This window comes from Martelella mangrovi, assembly GCF_040545495.1.
GTDB classification, from domain to species: Bacteria; Pseudomonadota; Alphaproteobacteria; order Rhizobiales; family Rhizobiaceae; genus Martelella; species Martelella mangrovi.
Genome location: NZ_JBEPLY010000007.1, coordinates 139,921 through 160,371 on the forward strand (window position 1 = coordinate 139,921; position 20,451 = coordinate 160,371).

Below are 20,451 nucleotides of genomic sequence, written 5' to 3' on the forward strand. Positions count from 1 at the left end.
CGGCCAGAGGCCTGCCTCAGGCAATACCGGTGCCCGAACGTTTTTTCGGCATGCGCTCGGGATGGACGCCGGCCTGTGCAAGGGTGCGTTCCAGAAGCTGCTCGTAGATCGGATGGCCGCCGAGCCACTGGGCGATCAGGTTGGCCGTTAGGCAGGTGGCGATCAACGGCATGGTCATCGTATAGGCGCCGGTGAGTTCCAGCGTCAGCGCCACGCCGACAATCGGAGCGCGCACGGAGGCAGAAAACAGGCCGCCCATGGCCGCAATCCCGAAGGCGAGCGGCACGGCGGTTCCGGCAGGCAGCAGACCTTCAAGCGAAGTGCCGAAGGCAAGGCCGATACAGATGGCGAGCGCCAGCATCGGCGCGAAAATGCCGCCCGGCGTGCCCGTGGAATAGCTGGCCACCATGCTGATGTAACGCAGCACTGCAAGCCCCAGAAGGGCGCTCAGCGCCAGATGTTCGCGCGCCATCATGACGATCACGTTCTCGCCGCCCGTGACGGCGCGCGGAAACAGGATGAACATTGCCCCGACGGCAAGGCCGATCAGCGCCGGCATCAGGAAGGGCACGTGTTTGTGCATGCGTATGACGAAGCCGCTCACGGCCATGAGCGCGGCATTGAGACTGACGCCGACGGCCCCCAGAACACATCCAAGCAGCACGAATGCCGGCAGAAGGGCGAGCGCGGGGGCGGGAACCGACATCGAGAAATCCGGTGCCGTGCCGCCGATGACCTCTGTCATCACGGTTGAAAAGAAGGCGGCGGCGATAACGCCCATATAGGTGCGGAATGTGTAGGGGAACTGGCTGTGGGTTTCCTCGATGATGAACAGCACGGCCGCCAGCGGCGCGTTGAAGGCGCAGGCAAGCCCTGCCGCAGCCCCGGCGCCCAGAAGCCCGCGCCGCTCGACATCGGAAACCTTGAAAAAACCGGTGATTGCTGCCGAAAGCGACGCCCCGATATGGATCGTCGGCCCTTCGCGACCGAGCACAAGCCCTGACGACAATGCGGCAATACCGGTCAGGAATTTCACCGGAAGAACCCTGCGCCAATGCACGGTGCGCAGGTTGCTCATCGCGCCTTCGATTTCCTGCACGCCGCTGCCGCCCGCCTCGGGCGCATAACGGCGCACGATATAAACCGAGGCAAGGGTGATGCACATGGTGATGACCGCGGCGGCCGCGACCAGAACCGCGCCGTCCAGATGGTGCGCCAGCACTTCCGGCCATCGCAGCAGTTTGTCGATGACGAGATGGAAGAACGACCCGACGGTTCCGGTCAGAATGCCCGCGGCTACGGCCAGAATGATGAAACGCGCCTCGGCACGCCGGTTGCCGGGTTGATCGGGAAGCTGTGACATGTCATCCATGAGGAACGCGCCGGATTGCAAAGGGTCAGTATCAGCAGAAAAGTGGGTATGTCATGCCTGTTTGCGTTGCAGGCGCGCCATGTGTCATCCCCTTCACGCAGGCTCAGTATGCAGACAAGCGAAATGAAGTCCAGCCTTGGCGGCGGGTCGTTCACACCTGTTGGGTAAACCGTCATCAAGGTTTCAAACGGCTTTGTTTCATGAGGGAAAACTGAAAGGACCTCTGCCGTGACGGATGCAACAGCTGGTGATTTTGAACTGGGCGCTCCTCTGACGCCGCTGGCGCGGATAACCGATACCTCACCGCTGATGCTGAAGCCGGATACGAGCTGCGGCGAGGCCGTGAAGCTTTTCTCCAAGAGGGCAGGCAGGCACACGACGATGGCCTGCATTCGTGATGCGCAGGGGCTTTTTGCCGGTGTCGTCTGCCTGCATGACTGTTTGCGCCATCCGGCGGATGAACCCGTCGGCAAGGTCGCACGGACTGACGGTCCGGTGGCGCAATCCGGCCGGTCCGCCGAATCCGTGGCCCACGAGATGGTTGAGGGCGACTGTGATTTCATGCCGGTCGTGGACCCGCAAAACCGGCTTGTCGGCACCGTGGAAGGCGCAACAGCCAGCCGCTTCATGGTGGATACGCTTCAGGAAGACGCCCAGGTTTTTGTCGGCCTTTCCGGCGCGGTCAATGATGATTATTTCGAACATTCCGTATGGTCGGATTTCCGCCGCCGCTTCCCCTGGGTGCTGGGGCTGGCAATCGCCGGTCTTGCCGCGGGCTATGTCGTCCATATCTACGAAAGCGCGCTCGATGCGCTGGTGATCCTCGCGCTCTACATGCCGATGGTTGCCGATACCGGCGGTAATGTCGGCACCCAGTCGGCAAGTCTCGTCACCCGTGTCCTGACCACCGGCAGTATTCGCTGGAGCCAGGCCGTTTCGATCATGTGGCGGGAAATGCGGGTATCGTTGATGATGGCGGCGATGCTGTTTGCCTTTGCCTTCCTCAAGGTGGTGCTGATCTCCAATGTCGCCGACGTGCCGGAGGGGCTGACACTTTCGGGCATCGGGCTGGCGATTGCCGTTGCGCTGGCCGCTCAGGTGGTCTCGGCCACGCTGATCGGCGCATTGCTGCCGCTCGGGGCCATTGCGGTGAAGCAGGACCCGGCCGTCGTGTCCGGCCCGGCCCTGACCACGATTGTCGACTTGACCGGGCTTCTGCTCTATTTCACCATCACCACCATGATGCTCGGTATCGTCGTCGTCCACCAGTAGGTTTCAGACCGCAGCATTGTTTCCCGCATGGCGGGCTTCGCGCATGCTGAGGGCGGCCGCGAGGGCGAAACAGAACGCACCCAGCCAGAGATTGGCGTTGGAGATGTTCATGACGGTGCCGGAGGTTCCGGCGCGCGGCACATAGGCAATCGTCGACGCGATCATGAAGGCGATGCATCCGATGAGGTTGATTGCCGCAATCCACCAGCCAAGTTCGCGGCGGGGGCGGGAGAAATGGGCGTGGCCAACCTCGATATAGGCGAGATAGGCCGAGACCAGAAACAGCACCGAGCCGATCATGCCGGGCACCCAGATCACCAGGTCCTGGGCCGCCCATCCCTTCGGCGTGTTGATGGCATCGAACGTGTTGAAATTGAAGGCCACGGTGCCGATGAACTGGGTCATGGCGCTGAGCCAGCCGGGGCTTTCGGGTGACCACCCGAAGAGCTTGACCCGCGTGCCGGCGGTCGCTGCCGTCTGGTCGGCATTGGCGGCCTGGAACAATTGCAGATAGGCGGCGGTCGTGAACGGAATGGAACCGATGAAGAAGGTGACATTGGTCGTCCAGCCCGGCAGGCCGGCAACGATTTTCGGAAACAGCGCCATGGCGCTGCCGGCCATGAACAGCGAGGCGCCGATCACGAAAACAAGGCCCATGATCCAGTTATAGAACGCAGTCTGCCAGACGGGTGCGCGTACACCCGCCAGTGCGCGCCTGTGCCTGAACAGGCCCTTGCGGTGATCGCGGGCACGCCAGTCCAGCAGTTGCCCGCCGCGCGTTTCATGACGCAGCGTCACGAAAGGCCACGGCCCTCGCTGAAGATGCGCCTCGGCATGGGTGACCTGTGACATCGTGAAATCTTCTGTTATTGGCATGTATCCGGTTGCCGGCGACTTTGGCTGCTTGCGCGCACAAGGTCAACACAGCCGATTAAGTGCACCGTCTGAAACGATCTGTGATCCGGTGTTGATTGCAAAACGCTTTCGGGCAAAACTCACCGGCCGCGCTTGCTGAGCGGGACGGCAAACCGATGCGACATACGATAAAAGAGAGGGACAGTTACAGATGGATCGTGCTCACGACCCGAGCCAGCTCGAGATGGTGGTCTTGATGACGCCCGATATGGCGAATTTTTCCGGCAAGGTGCATGGCGGTGCGCTGCTGAGCCTGCTTGACCGGGTCGCATATTCCTGCGCCGCGCGCTATTCGCAGGACTATGCCGTCACGCTGTCGGTCGATCAGGTCACGTTCAAGGAACCGATCGCCGTCGGCGAACTGGTGACGCTGCGCTCATCGGTCAACTATACCGGCCGGACGTCGATGGAAATCGGCATCCGTGTTGAAGCGGAAGATGTTCGCAGCGGTCAGCGGCGGCATACGAATTCCTGTTATTTTACCATGGTGGCGGTGGACGAACACGGAAAACCGACCCCTGTTCCGCCTCTGGATCTGAACACGGACGACAAGAAACGCCGGTTCGAGGAAGCAAAGATGCGTCATCAGCTGCGCCGTGAATATGCCGAGAAGTTCAGGGATCTCAAATCGGGCAAGGCCGACCGGGGATGACGGAAAAGGACCGGATGCTGGCGGGAGAGTGGTATTGCTGTCTCGAGCCGGAGCTCGATAGATTGCGGGCTGAGGCCCGGAATGCGGTGCATGAGCATAATACTCTGTCGCCGGACCGGCGCGGCGCTCTTGGCCCGTTGCTTTCCGCCTGTTTTGCCGGCGTTGGCGAAGAGGTGTTCGTCGAAGCGCCGTTTCACTGTTCCTACGGTTTCAACATCAGGCTCGCCGATCAGGTCTACATCAATGCCGGCTGTACCATTCTGGACAGCGGCAGGGTGGAAATAGGCGAGGGGACGATGCTCGGGCCTTCGGTACAGATCTATTGTGCCGAACATCACCGGGACGCAGAACGGCGCCGGGCGGGCGAGGAAGTGGCGCGGCCCGTCAGTATCGGCCGGAATGTCTGGATTGGTGGCGGGGCGATCATTCTCGGTGGTGTTTCGATCGGGGATGCGGCAATCGTCGGGGCGGGGGCTGTTGTTACCCGTGATGTTGCCGCGGGCAGCATTGTTGCCGGAAATCCGGCCCGCCCGCTGCGGTGATTGAGGTTGCATTGCAGCATATTTCGGCCGCTCACGTTTTTTTCATCTTAAAAAAGCGCATTTGAAACAATGCTTTGAGGTGTTGAACAGTTCGTTCAATATTTGCGAAATTGTCGATGGCGCGAAATGCTCTAGGTGTTGTTCTGAACGCGGCCATTCCGGTCGTCATTCCAACCGCACCAGCGAGAGGTTATTTATGATTCGTTTTGCTACTACGGCTGTCGCTCTGTCCTTGATGTCCGCTTCGGCCTTTGCCGCGCCGGTCTCCTACGAATTCGACAAGTCGCACAGCAACCTGTCATTCAGCTACAATCATCTGGGCTATTCCATCACCGATGGCCGCTTCGGTGACTGGGATGCCACGCTGGCAATCGATGCCGATGCGCCGGAAAATTCCTCGGTTGAGTTCGTGATCGACGCCGACAGCCTCGACACGTTCTGGGAAGCCCGCGACGAACACTTCAAGAGCGCTGATTTCTTCGACGTTGCCAATTACCCGGAAATCACCTTCACCAGCACTGAAGTGAAGAAGGTTTCGGATACCGAGCTTGAAGTGACCGGCGACCTGACCATCAAGGACATCACCAATCCGGCAGTTCTCACTGTTGATGTGCTGTCGTTCGGTGAGCATCCGATGGCGGAAAAGCAGGCTGCCGGTTTCCTGATGGAAGCCACCGTCAAGCGCTCTGATTACGGCATGGACATGTATTTGCCGTATGTCGGTGATGAGGTTTCCATCGTGTTCTCCGGCGAAGCGCTGATTGCCGAGTAAGATCCGAACAGCTGATATCGTGCTGCTCCAGGCGGAACCGGGCAACCGGTTTCGCCCACGCGCTGCGGAGATTTTTCGATGATCAAGAACACACGACTTGGCTATGGCGCCGTCGCCATCCTGTTTCACTGGACCATGGCGCTGCTGATTATCGGCATGCTCGGTCTTGGCCTTTACATGGTGCGGCTGCCGCAATCGGATCCGAATGCCTTCGCACTGTTTCAGCTGCACAAGTCGATCGGCTTCGTGGTGCTGACGCTCGCCGTGCTGCGTCTGGCCTGGCGACTGGTCAATCCATCGCCGAAGCTTCCAGCGGATATGCCGGTCTGGGAAAAGGGCGTCGCCCATCTCGGTCATACCGGGCTTTATGCGATGATGTTCCTGCTGCCGCTTTCCGGCTGGCTGGTGGTCTCGGCCTCGCCCTGGGGCATTCCGACGATTGTGTTCAATCTGTTCGAGATGCCGCATCTGCCGGTGCCGGGGGACAAGGGGCAGGCCGAGGTCTTCGCCTCTGCCGTGCACGAATACGGCGCCTATTTCCTGATCCTGCTGATTGCCGGCCATGTTGCCGCAGCCTTCAAACACCATTTCATCGCCCGTGACGAGACGCTGAAGCGCATGGTTTCCGTGCGCACCTCGCACGCGGCGTGACAAAAAATCGGAGAACGTTATGTCCCTGAATATCAAAGCTCTCGCGACCATCCTTGCGCTCGCTGTTCCGTTTGCCTCACCGGCCATGGCCGAGACATGGACGGTCGACCAGGACAGCAGCACGCTGGGTTTCGAAGTTCCGCAGAGCGGCAAGACGCTGACCGGCACGTTTGAAAGCTGGACGGCGTCGATCGACTTCGACACGGACGCGCCGGAAGACGCGTTCATCACCGTCGAGATCGAGACCGGAAGTGCCGCGACCGGAAACGGCCAGTATGACGGCATGCTGAAGACCGCCGACTGGTTCGCGGTCGATGAATTCGGATCAGCCGATTTCACCACGGACAATGTGATGGTGCTGGACGATGGCAGCTACAAGGCCGACGGCCTGCTGACCATCAAGGCGATGACCTTGCCGATCGAGCTGAATTTCACCCTCGATATCGAAGGCGACACCGCCCATGCCGTCGGCACGGCCACGCTCGAGCGCAAGGACTATAAACTCGGCCCGGCGGTGAACGCCGAGACCGTTGGCGAAACGGTGACGGTAACGCTGGACCTGACCGCGACGCGATAAAGCAGTCTGCGATTTATACGGAAAAAGCCGCTGCACCGATCAGATGCGGCGGCTTTTTATCGATAGCAGCCTTGCTTGTTACTCGTCGCTCATCTTCAGCGCGGCGATGAAGGCTTCCTGCGGGATTTCCACCTTGCCGAACTGGCGCATGCGTTTCTTGCCCGCCTTCTGCTTTTCCAGAAGCTTGCGCTTGCGGGTGGCGTCGCCGCCATAGCACTTGGCCGTCACGTCCTTGCGCAGCGCCGAAATGGTCTCGCGGGCGATCACATTGCCGCCGATGGCCGCCTGGATCGGGATCTTGAACATGTGCTTCGGGATCAGCTCCTTCAGCTTCTCGCACATGTCGCGGCCGCGTTTTTCCGCTGCCGTACGGTGAACCAGCATCGACAGCGCATCGACCGGCTCGCCATTGACGAGGATCGACATCTTTACCAGATTGCCGGCGCGATAGTCGTCGAGGTGATAGTCGAAGGAGGCATAGCCCTTGGAGATCGACTTCAGCCGGTCGTAGAAATCGAACACCACCTCGTTGAGCGGCAGGTCGTAGGAGAGCATCGCCCGGTTGCCGACGTAAGTGAGGTTGGTCTGGATGCCGCGCCGGTCCTGGCAAAGCTTGAGGATGCCGCCGAGATGGTCGTCCGGCGTCAGGATCGAGGCCTTGATCCACGGTTCGCGGATTTCGGCGATCTTGACCACTTCCGGCATGTCTGCCGGGTTGTGCAGCTCGATTTCCGAACCGTCCGTCATCGTCAGCTCATAGACCACGGACGGGGCGGTGGCGATCAGGTCGAGGTCGAATTCGCGCTCCAGCCGCTCCTGGATGATCTCCAGATGCAACAGGCCAAGGAAGCCGCAGCGGAACCCGAAGCCGAGTGCGGCCGAACTTTCCATTTCATAGGAAAACGATGCGTCGTTGAGGCGCAGTTTGCCGACGGCAGCGCGCAGGTCTTCAAAATCATTGGCATCGACGGGGAACAGGCCGCAGAACACCACCGGCTGGGCCGGTTTGAAGCCGGGCAGCATGTTTTCGGTCGGGCGCTTGTCCTCGGTGATCGTGTCACCGACGCGGGTATCGGCCACCTCCTTGATCGAGGCGGTGATGACGCCGATTTCACCGGGGCCGAGTTCATCGACCACCAGAAGCTTCGGCGTCAGCACGCCGACGCGGTCGACCGGATATTTCGCATCCGTGCCCATCATGCGGATGGTCTGGCCCTTTTTCAGCACGCCATCGATGACGCGCACCAGAACCATGACGCCGAGATAAGTGTCGTACCAGCTATCGACCAGCAGCGCCTTCAGCGGCGCATCGGCGCCCTTTTCGGTCTTCGGCGGCGGCAGCTTGTGGACGATGGCTTCCAGCACATCCGGCACGCCCATGCCGGTCTTGGCGGAGATCAGCAGGGCATCCGAGGCATCAATGCCGATGACATCCTCGATCTGCTCTTTCACGCGCTCCGGGTCTGCGGCGGGCAGGTCTGCCTTGTTGAGCACGGTGACCAGTTCATGGTCGTTGTCGATCGCCTGATAGACATTGGCAAGCGTCTGCGCTTCCACCCCTTGCGAGGCGTCAACCACCAGCAGCGAGCCCTCGCAGGCCGACAGCGACCGGGAGACTTCGTAGGCGAAGTCGACATGGCCGGGCGTGTCGATCAGGTTCAGCACATAGGTTTCGCCGTTGTTCGCCTTGTAGTGCAGGCGCACGGTCTGGGCCTTGATGGTGATGCCGCGCTCGCGCTCGATATCCATGTTGTCGAGAACCTGAGCGGACATCTCACGCTCCGCCAGCCCGCCGCATGTCTGTATCAGGCGGTCGGCCAGCGTCGATTTCCCGTGGTCGATATGGGCCACGATGGAAAAGTTGCGGATATGGTCCAGCGGAATGCGGTCATCATTTGTGCTCATGCGCGCGCATATAGCAGCGGACGCGGTTTCCTGAAAGCGAAATTGCACACGACGGTTCAATAATAGCCATCCCGCAGAGAACCTGGAGGTCCTGAAACCGACTGTTCGTCAAGCTGACTCGACAAGGCCGGAAGGGCGACCAATTTAATGTTCTCGTCGACGGTCGCTGGAAGGGGCTCCGGTAAGCTCGAAAGCCTGACAGTTTATTTGCACGGGTTAAAACACCCATGAATGGCTGTGGGCGAACCAAATTGCGATGCCAGCGGCGTTGTAATATACTCATAAGTTGCAAAAATTGGTAAGAGTGCAAGTATTAATTGCATTAAAAAAACTGAATATACCAATGGAGAACCACATGAAGCCCGGCATGCGTGGATATGTTTCTGGCGACCTTCTATATTGGGGTGACCCAGTCGAAGTTGCCTCTCATCTGTATTATCAGGCGAATTCGGGAGCACGCTGTACGCGTCTCAACGGCGAAGATTGGGTGTTCTGGAAGGACTTATACTCCAATACCATCCTCTACAAGTGTGGAACCGATCAAACGTGGCCCTCCTGCTCCGCGTATCCGTTCAGTTTCTCCTCGGATGAGGTTCCCGGCGTGGCGACCTATAGAAATCAGGTCCACGCTGCCTACAAACACGCTGGTTACGGCGCGATCTATTGGTCTGTTTATAATCGCGGCTGGAGTGACGCGATACAAATTTCAGGTGCTTTCACAAGTGCTTCTCCGGCGCTTGCAGTCTACAACAATCAACTTTTTCTTGCCTGGAGTACGAATGACAGTACTCCCACGCTCTCGTATTGCTGGTTTGACGGAACAAACTGGTCCGCGCCGCAAAATACCCGCTACCTCGCCACCGGTGGCCCGGCAATGGCGGCACATAATGGTGAACTATTTTTTGCCTGCGCTAGAGGTAACAACTTACCGATTGTCTACATTCGATACTCAAACGACACATTGTCAACACCGGCAATCATCCAAGCCAATTACATTTCTGAATGTGCGCCCGCTCTTGCAAGCAATGGTGAAGAACTGCGGATGACATGGTACGGTTATCCTAACCTCCACGCATTGACGACGGCCTGGACCAGAAATTCGGGCTGGAGCGCTGCCAAACAACTTGAGAAAGTATATCCAGTTTGCTCACCGGGAATGTATGGTGATTTTTCCGGGATCAGAATCGTATGGGTCACATCCTCTCCTGGCGGCATCCTGACATTGAGCAAGGCCGTTGACGGCTGCCGAAATTATTGGGTAAGCGGGAAGGCAATGCCCGATAGCTGGGTGACGGTTGCTGTGACAGAAAATTCGACAACCCGAAGCTATGCTACAGTGCAGGCTGATGGACACGGCGCCTGGTCCATGGACTTCGACGCAAACCTGAACGATGGCGATAGAATAGAAGCCACTGCGTCCTTTGAAAAATATGGACCACAATCGGGTGCCTTTGTAACGGTCATCGGTCAATCGCAAGACGACAATTATGTCTACGTTCGCAACGTCACGCCGACAGGCATTACCGGCATTGCCCCGCTGCCCGGCCAGGTCATCAAGGGCTGGCGATCGAGCGACGGGAAATTGGTTGTCAACTATACTGTCTCCGGAACAAGTTTCGAAGCGCCGTACCTGTTTCCTGGCGCTTACATAGACGGCGACACCATCAACCTCGTTTCGCAGTTTCCTGACAATGGCACAATGACAAAATTTAGTGGCGGGCCGGCGCCTTATTCCTATCCCTGAGATATCCACGCTGACAGCACCCGACGATGTGTGCACTTCTTCAGAATAAACGCTTGACTCTCTTATAATAGAATTCCATGGTCACATCATGGAAAATATCGATGTCACCTTTGACCGGACCATTGCGCTCAACCTCAAGCGGCTTCGCGCCGAAAAGGGGCTGACCCTCGACCGGCTTGCCGAATATTCCGATGTCAGCAGGGCAATGATCTCACGCATTGAGCGGGCTGAGGCGTCGCCTTCGGCCCTGGTGCTGGCCAAGCTCTGTGCGGCGCTCGGCACTTCGCTTTCCGCTTTCTTTGCCGATGCCGACAGGCCGTTCGATCCGTTGTCGCGCCGGGCCGATCAGCCGGTCTGGCGCGATCCCGAAACCGGCTATTCGCGCCGTTCGATTTCGCCTGCGGGCACCGGATCGTCGGTCGATATCGTGCTGATCCGCTTTCCGGCTGGCGGCCGTATTGCCTACCCGCCCAAGCATGGCGCCGAGGGATTGAACCAGCATATCTGGGTGCTGTCGGGTGTTCTCGATGTCGCTTTCGGCGAGGAGAACTGTCAGCTTTCCAAAGGGGACTGCCTGTTCATGCCGGTCGCCGAACCGCATGTTTTTTCAAACCCGGGCCAGGTCGACGTCACCTATTCCGTGATCATTGAACGCGCACCATAGACAGGATTTATCATGGAAATCACGCTCCTGAACGGGCAGCAGACCGAAGCCGCCATCCCCGCACTTTCAGCACTTCTGGCCGACAGTATCGAAGACAATGCCTCCATGGGCTTCATGGCCCCTTATGATAACGAAGGGGTTGAAACCTACTGGCAGCAAGTGGCCGCGGGGGTCGCCGCCGGTTCCCTTGTGCTTCTGGCGGCTGAGATCGAGGGTGAAATCGTCGGGACGGTGCAGGCCGGCTTTGCCCAGAAACCCAATCAGCCGCATCGCGCCGATGTGATGAAACTGATCGTTCGCCGCAAGGTTCGGGGACGGGGGATTGCCCGCAAGCTGATGGAAGCGCTGGATACTGTCTGCATCGAAGCTGGCCGATGGCTTCTGGTACTCGACACGGCGACAGGAAGCGATGCCGAGGCCATTTATCCGCGCCTTGGCTGGCAGCGGGTGGGCGTTGTTCCCGACTATGCGCTTTATCCCGAAGGCGGTTATTGCGACACCACGTTCTTCTACAAACGGCTCGGTGATCAGCCACGGTAAAAGCCGTTATTTTCGTTCCGGGACGGCGGGGCCGGACGGGCAAATGGCATGCCGCTGCAATTGTCCGGCCGAACTTGGCGTGTGTTGTGGATTTCGCGTCAGAATGGGGTTACCGAAAGGGAGTAACTCTTGAATGAAGGGGCCTCGAAATGCGCGTTATCTACTCCGAAGACCACAAGCTGCGTGATGCCAGAACCGAGTTGCACGGCGGTGAACTGGTGAAACCCTTCGAGGGGCCTTTCCGGGCGGAGTGGATCCGCGCGGCGTTGAAGCAAAAGGGCTTTGCCGACGAGGTCGCGCCGACGCGATATGATCTTTCCGTGCCGCTGAAACTGCATGATGCGGGCTATCTCGCATTTCTTGAAACGGTATGGGAGCGCTGGCTTTCAGCCGGCTTCACCACAGAGGCAATCCCGATTTCGCTGCCCGTTCGCCGCTCCTATCATGCCCGCCCGCCGCACAATATCGACGGTCTCATCGGTTACTATGCCAATTCCGTCGAAACCTCGATCACCGAGGGCACCTATCAGGCCGCACTGGCGGCCAAGGACTGCGCCATGACCGGGGCCGACTATCTGAGCAAGGGAAACCGCTTCGCCTTTGCGCTCTGCCGTCCGCCGGGCCATCATGCCGGTATCGACCTGTTCGGCGGTTACTGCTTTCTGAACAACGCGGCGATTGCCGCCCAGCGGCTTCGCGACAACGGCACGAAAAAGGTTGCAATCCTCGATGTCGATTTCCACCATGGCAATGGCACCCAGGATGTCACCTATGAGCGGGATGACATCTTCTTTGCCTCGCTGCATGGCGAGCCGGACGATGCCTTTCCCTATTTTTGGGGTCACAAGGAAGAGACCGGCAAGGGCAGGGGCGAAGGATTCAACGCCAATTTCCCGATGCTGCGCAATACCGCCTGGCCGGTCTACAGCGAAGCGCTGGAGGCGGCGCTGGAACGGATTTCGGCTTTCGGCGCAGAGGCGCTGGTGCTGTCGCTCGGCGTTGATACCTTCGAGAAGGACCCGATTTCCTTCTTCCGCCTCAAGACCGAGGATTTTCTCACCATGGGGGCACGCATTGCCGCATGCGGATTGCCGGTGCTGACCGTCATGGAGGGCGGTTACGGCGTGCATGAGATTGGCGACAATGTTGCCAATGTCCTGATCGGGCTGGAAAACGGCAAAGCCTGACCGGCCGTCCGGGGCGACATATTTTCGATGTCTTTTGCGTTAATGCTGCATTCAGGTTGAATGTTCTAACGAGACGACCCAGGATTGCGGACGGGTCGCTTATACGGTGATCCGCCGACGCTTCCGATGTTTGTTCAGGAGGCAGCTCATGTTCAAGACAGCGAGAAAGGCATTTGTTACACTTGTAACGGCAGGCATGTTGGCCTCGGCGGCCATCGTTCCCGCACAGGCGCGGCCCATGGGTGGATTCCATGGCGGCGGCATGCATTTTCACGGCGGCGGGATGCCGCATGCCGGGGGACCGGCTTTTCACGGTGGTTTTCCCAGAGGCCCCGGGCCGGCGCTTCACGGCGGACTGCACCGGCCACCGGCGTTTCACCCCACAGGCAATCCCCATTGGCATGGCGGCCCTCCTCATGGACACGGCGGCCCCCCGCACGGGCATGGTGGTCCTCCCCACGGGCACGGCGGTCCGCATTACGGACATGGCGGCCCGCATCATGGCCATCCGCCGCCGCCCTACAGGCCGTATCCCGTGCCCTATCCGGTGCCGGCCTATGGCGGCCCCTACGGCCCTTACGGACCCGGCTGGTATGGTGGGCCGTACTGGAACAACTGGGGTCCGGCCCTGACCTTCGGTGCAGGCGCTCTGATTGGCGGTGGTGTTGCCGCTGCGGCAACGAGCAGCAATACGGCGCCGGCCCAGGCGGGGATAAACCCCAAGCATTATCAATGGTGTGAGGATCACTACAAATCCTACAGGGCATCCGACAACACCTATCAGCCCTATCACGGGCCGCGCAAACAGTGCACCTCGCCGTATTACTGACAGGCGGGTGAAACACGATTTGTGAACGCATGCGCTGTCATTTTACCGGCAACGCGTGCACCCTATCTGGTTTCTGAAACGTTAATCCCGGGTTCAGATTGGATCTATTAGCATCTGCTTTGAAAGTAACGAATTCGGCGTCCGGTCGTTCGGCACTGAAGCAGAAAACAGGAGAAACAGATGACCAGATTGGCAAACAAAACGGCAATCGCCGCAATTGCCTCCGCATTCATGGCGGTGAGCGTTCTGCCTGCGGAAGCAATGCCGGTAATGAACCCGGCTTCCTCGGTCAGTGATAATATCGAGACGGTGCAGTATCGCGGTGGCGATCGCCGTCATCACGGTGGAGGCCATTACCGTCACGGCGGCAGGAACTATCACAATGGCCACAACAACGGTCATGGCTGGGGCCATCGTCCGCCGCCCCGTCACCATCGTTATGACGACGATAATGATTCATGGGTTCCGCTCGCCATTCTCGGCGCGGGCGCCCTCATCATCGGTGGCGCGGTTGCCTCCAACAACCAGCGGAGCCGGCCGCAGCAGGCTTACGGGCTCAATCCGAAGCACTATAACTGGTGCGAGTCGCGCTATCGCTCCTATCGCCCGAGCGATAACAGCTTCCAGCCCTATAACGGGCCGCGCAAGCAGTGCCTGTCGCCGTATTACTGATTTCGGCGCATGTCATGAAAACGAAGACCCCGGCGGCCAGCGGCCCCGGGGTTTTTTGTGTCCCGGATCATCGGGCGGTTAATCTGAACCGCCCGATGATCCAGCTCTTTGTTTTGACGCATCGGGTTATCGAAAAACCGGATTCCACTTTTTCGCCCGATGCTCTAACCGCGGCTGAGAAAGGCAACAGCCTCCACATGGGCGCTTCGGAAGAACTGGTCGATCGGGACAACCCTGTCGATGCGATAACCGCCCGCCTTCAGGATTGCCAGATCGCGGCCAAGTGTCTGCGGATTGCACGACACCGCAACAATGCGCGGAACGGCAGAACGCGCCAGTTCTTCGGCCTGTTCTTTGGCGCCGGCGCGCGGCGGGTCGAATACGACGCCATCATAGGGCGCCAGTTCGCGCGGCAGAAGCGGGCGTCGGAAAAGGTCGCGCCGCTCGGTCGTTACCTGCCGCAGGCCCTGCCGGTTTCGCGCCGCCTGATCCAGTGCGGCCAGCGCCGGCCCGTCGAATTCCACGGCATGAACGCGTGCTTTTTCCGCCAGCCGGAGTGCGAATGTGCCGAAGCCGCTGAACAGGTCTGCCACACGTTTGCGGCCTTTCAGGTGCTTGAGAACCAGTGCGGCCATGGCCTCTTCCGCAGCCCGCGTTGCCTGGGCAAAACCGGCGGGCGGCGGCAGAATTCTGGTGCCCGCCATTTCAAGCGCGGCTTTCACCGGTTCCACGACGATTTCGTCACCGATGGTCAGCCGGGCGATGCCCTTGACGGTCATGACAGCGCGAATAGCGGCCTGCCGGCGTTTTTCAGACGGGGCCGCTATATCGGTAAAGCTGATGTCGAGGCCGGTCTGCGTTTCCAGGACGGCGATACGGAACGGTTCGCCGGAGGAGACCAGTATGCCGGCAAGAAGCTTCAGTGCGGGCAGGCGCGCAAACAGCGTCGGCGTCAGCACCGGACATTCCTCGATGGCAACGATGTGATGGCTTTCCGGGCTGGAAAAGCCGAGCAGGATGCCCTTTTCGGTGCGTCGCCCGGCAAAGCTTGCCCGTCTGCGCTCGCCGGGGCCTGATGGCACCAGCGGCGCGACGGGACAGTCGATGCCGTGGGTGGCAAGCGCATCGATCACCACCTGCCGCTTGAAGGCATCATAGGCGCTACGCTCAAGGTGTTGCAGCGAACAGCCGCCACAGGTGCCGTTCTCGCCGTCCGGGCCGAAATGGCGACAGAGGGGAGCGATGCGCTCGGGCGATGTTTCCAGCAGCGACAGCATTGTCGCCTTCGATTTCTCGCGCGCGACGGTGACCTTCTCTCCGGGCAGGGTGAAGGGGATGTAAACCGGTCCTTCGGCGCTTGCAGCAATGCCGTCGCCCTGGCTTCCGAGCCGTTCGATCACAAATGTTTCAGCAGCCATGGCGGTCCTGTTTTCCGGTTGCGCCGGGCTTTTTGCCGGCAAGCAGATATTCGCGGTTTCCGTCTCCGCCTTCAATCGGCGAGGGGGCGATGCCGAAGCTTTCCCATCCCTGCTCGTCAACGAGCCAGGTTTCGAGTTCGGCGGCAATTTCCGGGCCGAGCGCTGCATCCCTGAGCAGGCCCTTCTTGCCGATATTCGCCTTGCCGGCCTCAAACTGCGGCTTGACCAGCAACACGCAGAATGCGCCGGGTTCGGCCAGCGAAAGCGCAGGCGGCAGGGCAAGCTTTAGCGAGATGAACGAGACATCGGAGACCACGAAGCCGACAGGCCTTTCGCCGATATCGTCACGCGAAAGATGCCGCGCATTCACACCCTCGATATTGGTCACGCGCGGGCTATCGGCAATCCGTGCTGCCATCTGGTCATGGCCGACATCAATGGCGGTCACATGGGCCGCGCCGCGTTCCAGCAGAACCTGCGTGAAACCGCCGGTGGAGGCGCCGATATCGAGCGCGTTCGCATCCTTCGGCGACAGGGCGAAATGGTCGAGCGCGGCAATCAGCTTCAGCGCCGCGCGGGAGACATAGCCGCCGGCCGGATCTTCAACCGAAATCAGACTGTCGGGCGAAACGGTTTCACCCGGTTTCCTGGCGGTCTTTCCGTTGACGCTGACGGCGCCGCGCAAAATGGCATCGCGCGCCCTCGAGCGGGTTTCAAAATGGTTGAGGCTGACCAGAAGCTGGTCGAGGCGCCGGGCGGTATCGGTCATAGCCGCTCCATGAACGCATTTTGCCGAAAGTGCAAGCGGCGGCGCCTGCGACAGCCTTTGTTACCCCGTCGTGCCGGTCGAGATGCCGGAGCGGCCGAGTGCGCGGAAGACCGTATCGACGATGCCGTCACGATCGAGCCCCGCCTTCTGGTACATGTCCTCGGGTTTGGCCTGTTCCATCCAGATGTCGGGCAGCACCATCTGGCGCACACGAAGGCCCTGATCGAGCAGGCCCTCATTGGCAAGGAACTGGATGACATGGGCGCCGAAACCGCCGGCTGCACCCTCCTCGATGGTCACCAGCACTTCGTGATGGGCGGCAAGCTGGCGGATCAGGTCACGGTCGAGCGGCTTGGCAAAACGGGCATCGGCGACTGTCGTCGACAGGCCTGCCGCATTCAGCACGGTTGCCGCCTCGCGACATTCGCCAAGGCGCGTGCCGAAGGAGAGCAGCGCCACCTTCGAGCCTTCCGAAATGATCCGACCCTTGCCGATCTGAAGAATATCGCCGCGCTCCGGCAGTTCGATGCCCGTTCCCTCGCCACGCGGATAGCGAAACGAGATCGGCCCCTCGCTGTAATCGGCGGCCGTGCGGACCATGTGCATCAGCTCCGCCTCGTCGGCTGCCGCCATCACCACGAAGCCGGGCAGGGTGGCAAGGTAGGTGGTGTCGAACGAGCCGGCATGGGTCGGGCCGTCAGCACCGACGAACCCGGCCCGGTCAATGGGAAAGCGCACCGGCAGGCCCTGGATCGCGACATCATGGACCACCTGGTCATAGCCGCGCTGCAGGAAGGTCGAATAGAGCGCACAGAAGGGCTTTATGCCTTCGCTCGCCAGACCCGCCGCAAAGGTGACGGCGTGCTGTTCGGCAATGCCGACATCGAAAAGCCGGGTCGGATAGAGTTCCTGAAACTTGTCGAGACCGGTGCCGGATGGCATTGCGGCGGTAATCGCCACGACATTTTCGTCGCGCCGCGCTTCCTCGATCAGGGCTTTTGAAAAGACGGAGGTATAGCTCGGTGCATTCGGTTTCGATTTCGTCTGCGTCCCGGTTACCACGTCGAAGCGGCTGACGGCGTGGCATTTGTCGGCCGCGGCTTCCGCCGGCGCATAGCCCTTGCCCTTCTGCGTTACCACATGGATCAGCACGGGTCCGCGGGCATTGTCGCGGGCGTTGCGCAGCACCGGCAGCAGGTGCTCGAAGGAGTGGCCGTCAATCGGGCCGATATGATAGAAGCCGAGCTCCTCGAACATGGTTCCGCCGGTGACGAAACCGCGGGCATGGCCAACGGCGCGCGATATCACGCGGTCGATCGACTTGCCGAGATAGGAGGTGATCCGCTTGGAGAAATCGCGAACCTCGAGATAGGCGCGGCCGGAGGCAAGACGCGCCAGATAAGCGCTCATCGCCCCTGTCGGCGGGGCAATCGACATATCGTTGTCGTTGAGGATCACGATCTGGCGGGCGCCGATTGCGCCGGCATTGTTGAGCGCTTCGAAGGCCATGCCGGCGGACATCGCGCCGTCGCCGATGACCGAGATGACATTGCGCGGATTTTCCTGCAAATCGGAAGCAACCGCCATGCCCAGCCCGGCAGAAATCGAAGTGGAGGAATGGCCAGCGCCAAAGGGGTCGTATTCGCTTTCAGCGCGGCGGGTGAAGCCGGAAAGGCCGTTTTCCTGCCGCAGGGTGCGCATCCGCTCACGCCGCCCGGTCAGGATCTTGTGCGGATAGCACTGGTGACCGACATCGAAGATCACTCGGTCATGCGGTGTATTGAATACCTTGTGGATCGCAATCGTGAGTTCGACAACGCCAAGGCCTGCGCCCAGATGGCCACCGGTGCGCGAAACCGCATCGATCATCTCCGCGCGTACTTCACCGGCAAGCTGCGGCAAATCGTGATCCTCCACCTCACGCAGGTCTGCGGGCAGGTTGATCCGGTCGAGAATGGAAGTTTTGGACGGTAGCGTCACTGCAACGGGCCTCATGCGCGAGCCGATCGCGCTCTTGTTTCTAAATCGTTTCTAGCGAATTTCAGCGTCCGGGCAAAGGAACAAATTCGGTTTCGTCGCCGGGCACCAGGCCGAAACGGCCCTGCCGCCAGTCTTCTTTCGCCTGTTCGATCCGTTCCTTCGAGGACGAAACGAAATTCCACCAGATATGTCGCGGTTTTTCGAGCGCCGCTCCACCAAAAAGCATGAGACGGCATCCGTGTTCCCCCGCGCCCGAAATTGTGATCGTGTCGTGCGGGGCAAGAACCAGCAATTGCTCGGCCTTGAAGGCATCCCCGGCAATTTCGATTTCGCCTTCGAGCACGTAGATCGCGCGTTCTTCATGTTCGGCGGGAAAGGAAAACCGGGCGCCGGGCCTCAAGGCGAGATCGACGAACAGCGTATCGGTAAATGTATGCACATCGGCCTTCAGGCCCGAAAAATTGCCAAGTACAACGCGGCCGCTGAGGCCGTTTTCCGAAATGGTGGGCAGGGCGTTCTTTTCGGTGTGGCCGAAGGTCGGGTCGATCTCCTCGTCGTTTTCGGGCAGGGCAAGCCAGGTCTGGACGCCTGAAAGGGCGTGCGGGCGCAGCCTCAGGTCTTCCGGCGTGCGCTCCGAATGGACAATGCCGCGCCCGGCGGTCATCAGGTTGACATCGCCGGGGCGGATGACGGTGTGGTTGCCGAGCGTGTCGCGATGACCGATCTCGCCGGAGGTCAGGTAGGTGACGGTCGACAGCCCGATATGCGGATGCGGCTTGACGTCGAGCGCCTCGCCATTGCCGCCGAAACGGGCAGGCCCCATGCGATCGAAGAAGATAAACGGCCCCACGAGCCGCCGCTTGATGGTCGGCAGTGCGCGACGGACTTCGAACCCGCCAATGTCGCTGGTGCGCGGAAGAATGAGCTGCGAAACGGCCTTGCAGGATTGCGCATCACCGAATTCAGGATCAGGTCCCGGAAAGAACGACATTGCTGCACACCCCCTGCGCTTTCCGCGCTGTCATGAGTTCGTCAGGCCTGATCGAGCGGTTCTGTCGTCGCGGGCTGGCCATCCCGGTCGAGACGGATCTTTTCAACACGCGCCTCGGCGGCATTCAGCAGCTTTTCGCAGTGTTTTTTCAATTCTTCGCCGCGGGCGTAAATGGCAATCGATTCATCGAGCGCCACATCGCCGCGCTCGAGGCGCGCAACGATCCGCTCGAGTTCTTCCACGGCCCGTTCGAACGTCAGCTCGGAGACGGCGGTGGGCTTTGCTGGATCGGTCATAGTCTTGCCTCTTGAAATTTCGATTGTCGCCCGCACTTATCGTGGCGATGCCGTTCAGGCAAGGTAATGCAAGGCGTGGCGAATGCAAGGCGCTGTCGTGTCGACAATCGGGCGGCCGGCAGGCAAGGCGGCCATTGCCCCAAGCTTTCAAACAGCCCGTCATGGCATTTGATGTGGAAAGGTTCTATAGAACGCAGACGTAGACCGCATTGCCGCAGATGTGCGCAATGCCGGTTTGCCGGGTTTTGCGTAAAGGGTTGCGTGACCGCAAGCGGTGAGCGTGGCCGGGAAGGTGTGGCCGATGGATGACAGGCATCCGGAGCGAATTGAACTGCGTGTTCCCTACCGGGATATCGATATGCATGGGCGCATGCACACCGCCGCCTATATCGAGCATGCGGAAGAGGCGCTGGCGCGTTTCTGGCGCTATCGCCCGGCGGTGGACGGCGAGCCGGCCTATGTCGTGCGCAAGGTCGGCTGCACCTATTACCGTGGCCTGAGAAACGGCGAACTGGCGCAGTTGACGGTGCGCGCGGCAAAGATCGGCGGCAAGTCGATCGGGTTCAACGTCGCCGTACAGGCGGGAAACGAGATTGCCGCAGAGGTCGAGCTTTTGTGGACTGCCGTGCATCAGGAAAGCGGCGAGCCCGCGCCCCTGCCGGAGGCGACGCGGGACTGGCTTTATTCGTTTCTGGACTGAGGC

Annotated in this window: 21 protein-coding genes; 13 read left to right on the top strand and 8 right to left on the bottom strand. The window is 60.1% G+C overall.

Annotation, left to right across the window (positions count from 1 at the left end; genetic code table 11):
• Positions 1-16: 16 nt before the first annotated feature.
• Positions 17-1,363, bottom strand: a complete 1,347-nt coding sequence (gene clcA, locus ABID12_RS11995; protein WP_435528226.1) for a H(+)/Cl(-) exchange transporter ClcA — start codon at positions 1,361-1,363, stop codon at positions 17-19.
• Positions 1,364-1,600: 237 nt separating this feature from the next.
• On the opposite strand from clcA, the gene ABID12_RS12000 reads away from it, so the two are divergent.
• Positions 1,601-2,644 (top strand): magnesium transporter, encoded by a 1,044-nt coding sequence (locus tag ABID12_RS12000; RefSeq protein ID WP_354434391.1) that lies wholly within the window; start codon positions 1,601-1,603, stop codon positions 2,642-2,644.
• 3 nt (positions 2,645-2,647) lie between these two features.
• On the opposite strand, the gene ABID12_RS12005 is transcribed toward ABID12_RS12000, so the two are convergent.
• A complete protein-coding gene (locus ABID12_RS12005) occupies positions 2,648-3,496 on the bottom strand; it encodes a hypothetical protein (protein WP_354434392.1) in 849 nt (282 codons plus the stop codon).
• Positions 3,497-3,710: 214 nt separating this feature from the next.
• On the opposite strand from ABID12_RS12005, the gene ABID12_RS12010 reads away from it, so the two are divergent.
• The 5 genes from ABID12_RS12010 (at position 3,711) to ABID12_RS12030 (ending at position 6,753) form a co-directional block, all read left to right on the top strand.
• A complete protein-coding gene (locus ABID12_RS12010; RefSeq protein ID WP_106310662.1) occupies positions 3,711-4,211 on the top strand; it encodes an acyl-CoA thioesterase in 501 nt (166 codons plus the stop codon).
• Complete coding sequence (locus ABID12_RS12015) at positions 4,208-4,753, top strand: sugar O-acetyltransferase (protein WP_354434393.1); 546 nt, start codon at positions 4,208-4,210, stop codon at positions 4,751-4,753. Before ABID12_RS12010 ends, ABID12_RS12015 begins: the two co-directional genes overlap by 4 nt.
• Positions 4,754-4,949: 196 nt before the next feature.
• Positions 4,950-5,525 carry a YceI family protein gene (locus tag ABID12_RS12020; RefSeq protein WP_106310666.1) on the top strand — a complete coding sequence of 192 codons (576 nt, stop codon included), beginning with the start codon at positions 4,950-4,952 and terminating at the stop codon, positions 5,523-5,525.
• Positions 5,526-5,603: 78 nt separating this feature from the next.
• Positions 5,604-6,176: a cytochrome b gene (locus tag ABID12_RS12025; protein ID WP_354434394.1), complete on the top strand. Its 573-nt coding sequence runs from the start codon at positions 5,604-5,606 to the stop codon at positions 6,174-6,176.
• Positions 6,177-6,195: 19 nt separating this feature from the next.
• A complete protein-coding gene (locus tag ABID12_RS12030; RefSeq protein WP_354434395.1) occupies positions 6,196-6,753 on the top strand; it encodes a YceI family protein in 558 nt (185 codons plus the stop codon).
• Between the two features lie 78 nt (positions 6,754-6,831).
• Here ABID12_RS12030 and lepA read toward each other — a convergent pair whose 3' ends face one another.
• Positions 6,832-8,658, bottom strand: a complete 1,827-nt coding sequence (lepA, locus tag ABID12_RS12035) for a translation elongation factor 4 (RefSeq protein WP_354434396.1) — start codon at positions 8,656-8,658, stop codon at positions 6,832-6,834.
• Between the two features lie 355 nt (positions 8,659-9,013).
• Here lepA and ABID12_RS12040 point away from each other — a divergent pair, with 355 nt between their 5' ends.
• From ABID12_RS12040 to ABID12_RS12065, 6 genes are all read left to right on the top strand, one after another.
• Positions 9,014-10,402: a hypothetical protein gene (locus tag ABID12_RS12040; protein WP_354434397.1), complete on the top strand. Its 1,389-nt coding sequence runs from the start codon at positions 9,014-9,016 to the stop codon at positions 10,400-10,402.
• A 97-nt stretch (positions 10,403-10,499) separates the two neighbouring features.
• Entirely contained in the window at positions 10,500-11,066 is a 567-nt protein-coding gene (locus ABID12_RS12045; protein WP_435528227.1) for a helix-turn-helix domain-containing protein, read from the top strand.
• Between the two features lie 9 nt (positions 11,067-11,075).
• Positions 11,076-11,606 (top strand): GNAT family N-acetyltransferase, encoded by a 531-nt coding sequence (locus ABID12_RS12050; protein WP_354434440.1) that lies wholly within the window; start codon positions 11,076-11,078, stop codon positions 11,604-11,606.
• Positions 11,607-11,755: 149 nt separating this feature from the next.
• Positions 11,756-12,793 carry a histone deacetylase family protein gene (locus ABID12_RS12055; protein WP_354434399.1) on the top strand — a complete coding sequence of 346 codons (1,038 nt, stop codon included), beginning with the start codon at positions 11,756-11,758 and terminating at the stop codon, positions 12,791-12,793.
• A gap of 148 nt (positions 12,794-12,941) precedes the next feature.
• A complete protein-coding gene (locus ABID12_RS20860; protein WP_435528224.1) occupies positions 12,942-13,622 on the top strand; it encodes a BA14K family protein in 681 nt (226 codons plus the stop codon).
• Between the two features lie 180 nt (positions 13,623-13,802).
• Positions 13,803-14,294 (top strand): BA14K family protein, encoded by a 492-nt coding sequence (locus ABID12_RS12065; RefSeq protein WP_319517447.1) that lies wholly within the window; start codon positions 13,803-13,805, stop codon positions 14,292-14,294.
• Positions 14,295-14,458: 164 nt separating this feature from the next.
• Here ABID12_RS12065 and ABID12_RS12070 read toward each other — a convergent pair whose 3' ends face one another.
• The 5 genes from ABID12_RS12070 to ABID12_RS12090 all read right to left on the bottom strand — a co-directional run bounded on the left by ABID12_RS12070 (position 14,459) and on the right by ABID12_RS12090 (position 19,748).
• Positions 14,459-15,712 (bottom strand): class I SAM-dependent RNA methyltransferase, encoded by a 1,254-nt coding sequence (locus tag ABID12_RS12070; RefSeq protein WP_354434400.1) that lies wholly within the window; start codon positions 15,710-15,712, stop codon positions 14,459-14,461.
• A complete protein-coding gene (locus tag ABID12_RS12075) occupies positions 15,702-16,481 on the bottom strand; it encodes a TlyA family RNA methyltransferase (RefSeq protein ID WP_319517445.1) in 780 nt (259 codons plus the stop codon). The genes ABID12_RS12070 and ABID12_RS12075 overlap by 11 nt, the downstream gene beginning before the upstream one ends.
• 60 nt (positions 16,482-16,541) lie before the next feature.
• Positions 16,542-18,461 (bottom strand): 1-deoxy-D-xylulose-5-phosphate synthase, encoded by a 1,920-nt coding sequence (gene dxs, locus ABID12_RS12080; RefSeq protein ID WP_354434401.1) that lies wholly within the window; start codon positions 18,459-18,461, stop codon positions 16,542-16,544.
• 61 nt (positions 18,462-18,522) lie between these two features.
• Complete coding sequence (locus tag ABID12_RS12085) at positions 18,523-19,452, bottom strand: pirin family protein (protein ID WP_354434402.1); 930 nt, start codon at positions 19,450-19,452, stop codon at positions 18,523-18,525.
• A 41-nt stretch (positions 19,453-19,493) separates the two neighbouring features.
• Positions 19,494-19,748 carry an exodeoxyribonuclease VII small subunit gene (locus tag ABID12_RS12090; RefSeq protein ID WP_354434403.1) on the bottom strand — a complete coding sequence of 85 codons (255 nt, stop codon included), beginning with the start codon at positions 19,746-19,748 and terminating at the stop codon, positions 19,494-19,496.
• Positions 19,749-20,049: 301 nt separating this feature from the next.
• Between ABID12_RS12090 and ABID12_RS12095 the strand changes: the two genes are divergently transcribed.
• Positions 20,050-20,448, top strand: a complete 399-nt coding sequence (locus ABID12_RS12095; RefSeq protein ID WP_106309988.1) for an acyl-CoA thioesterase — start codon at positions 20,050-20,052, stop codon at positions 20,446-20,448.
• Positions 20,449-20,451: the final 3 nt, after the last annotated feature.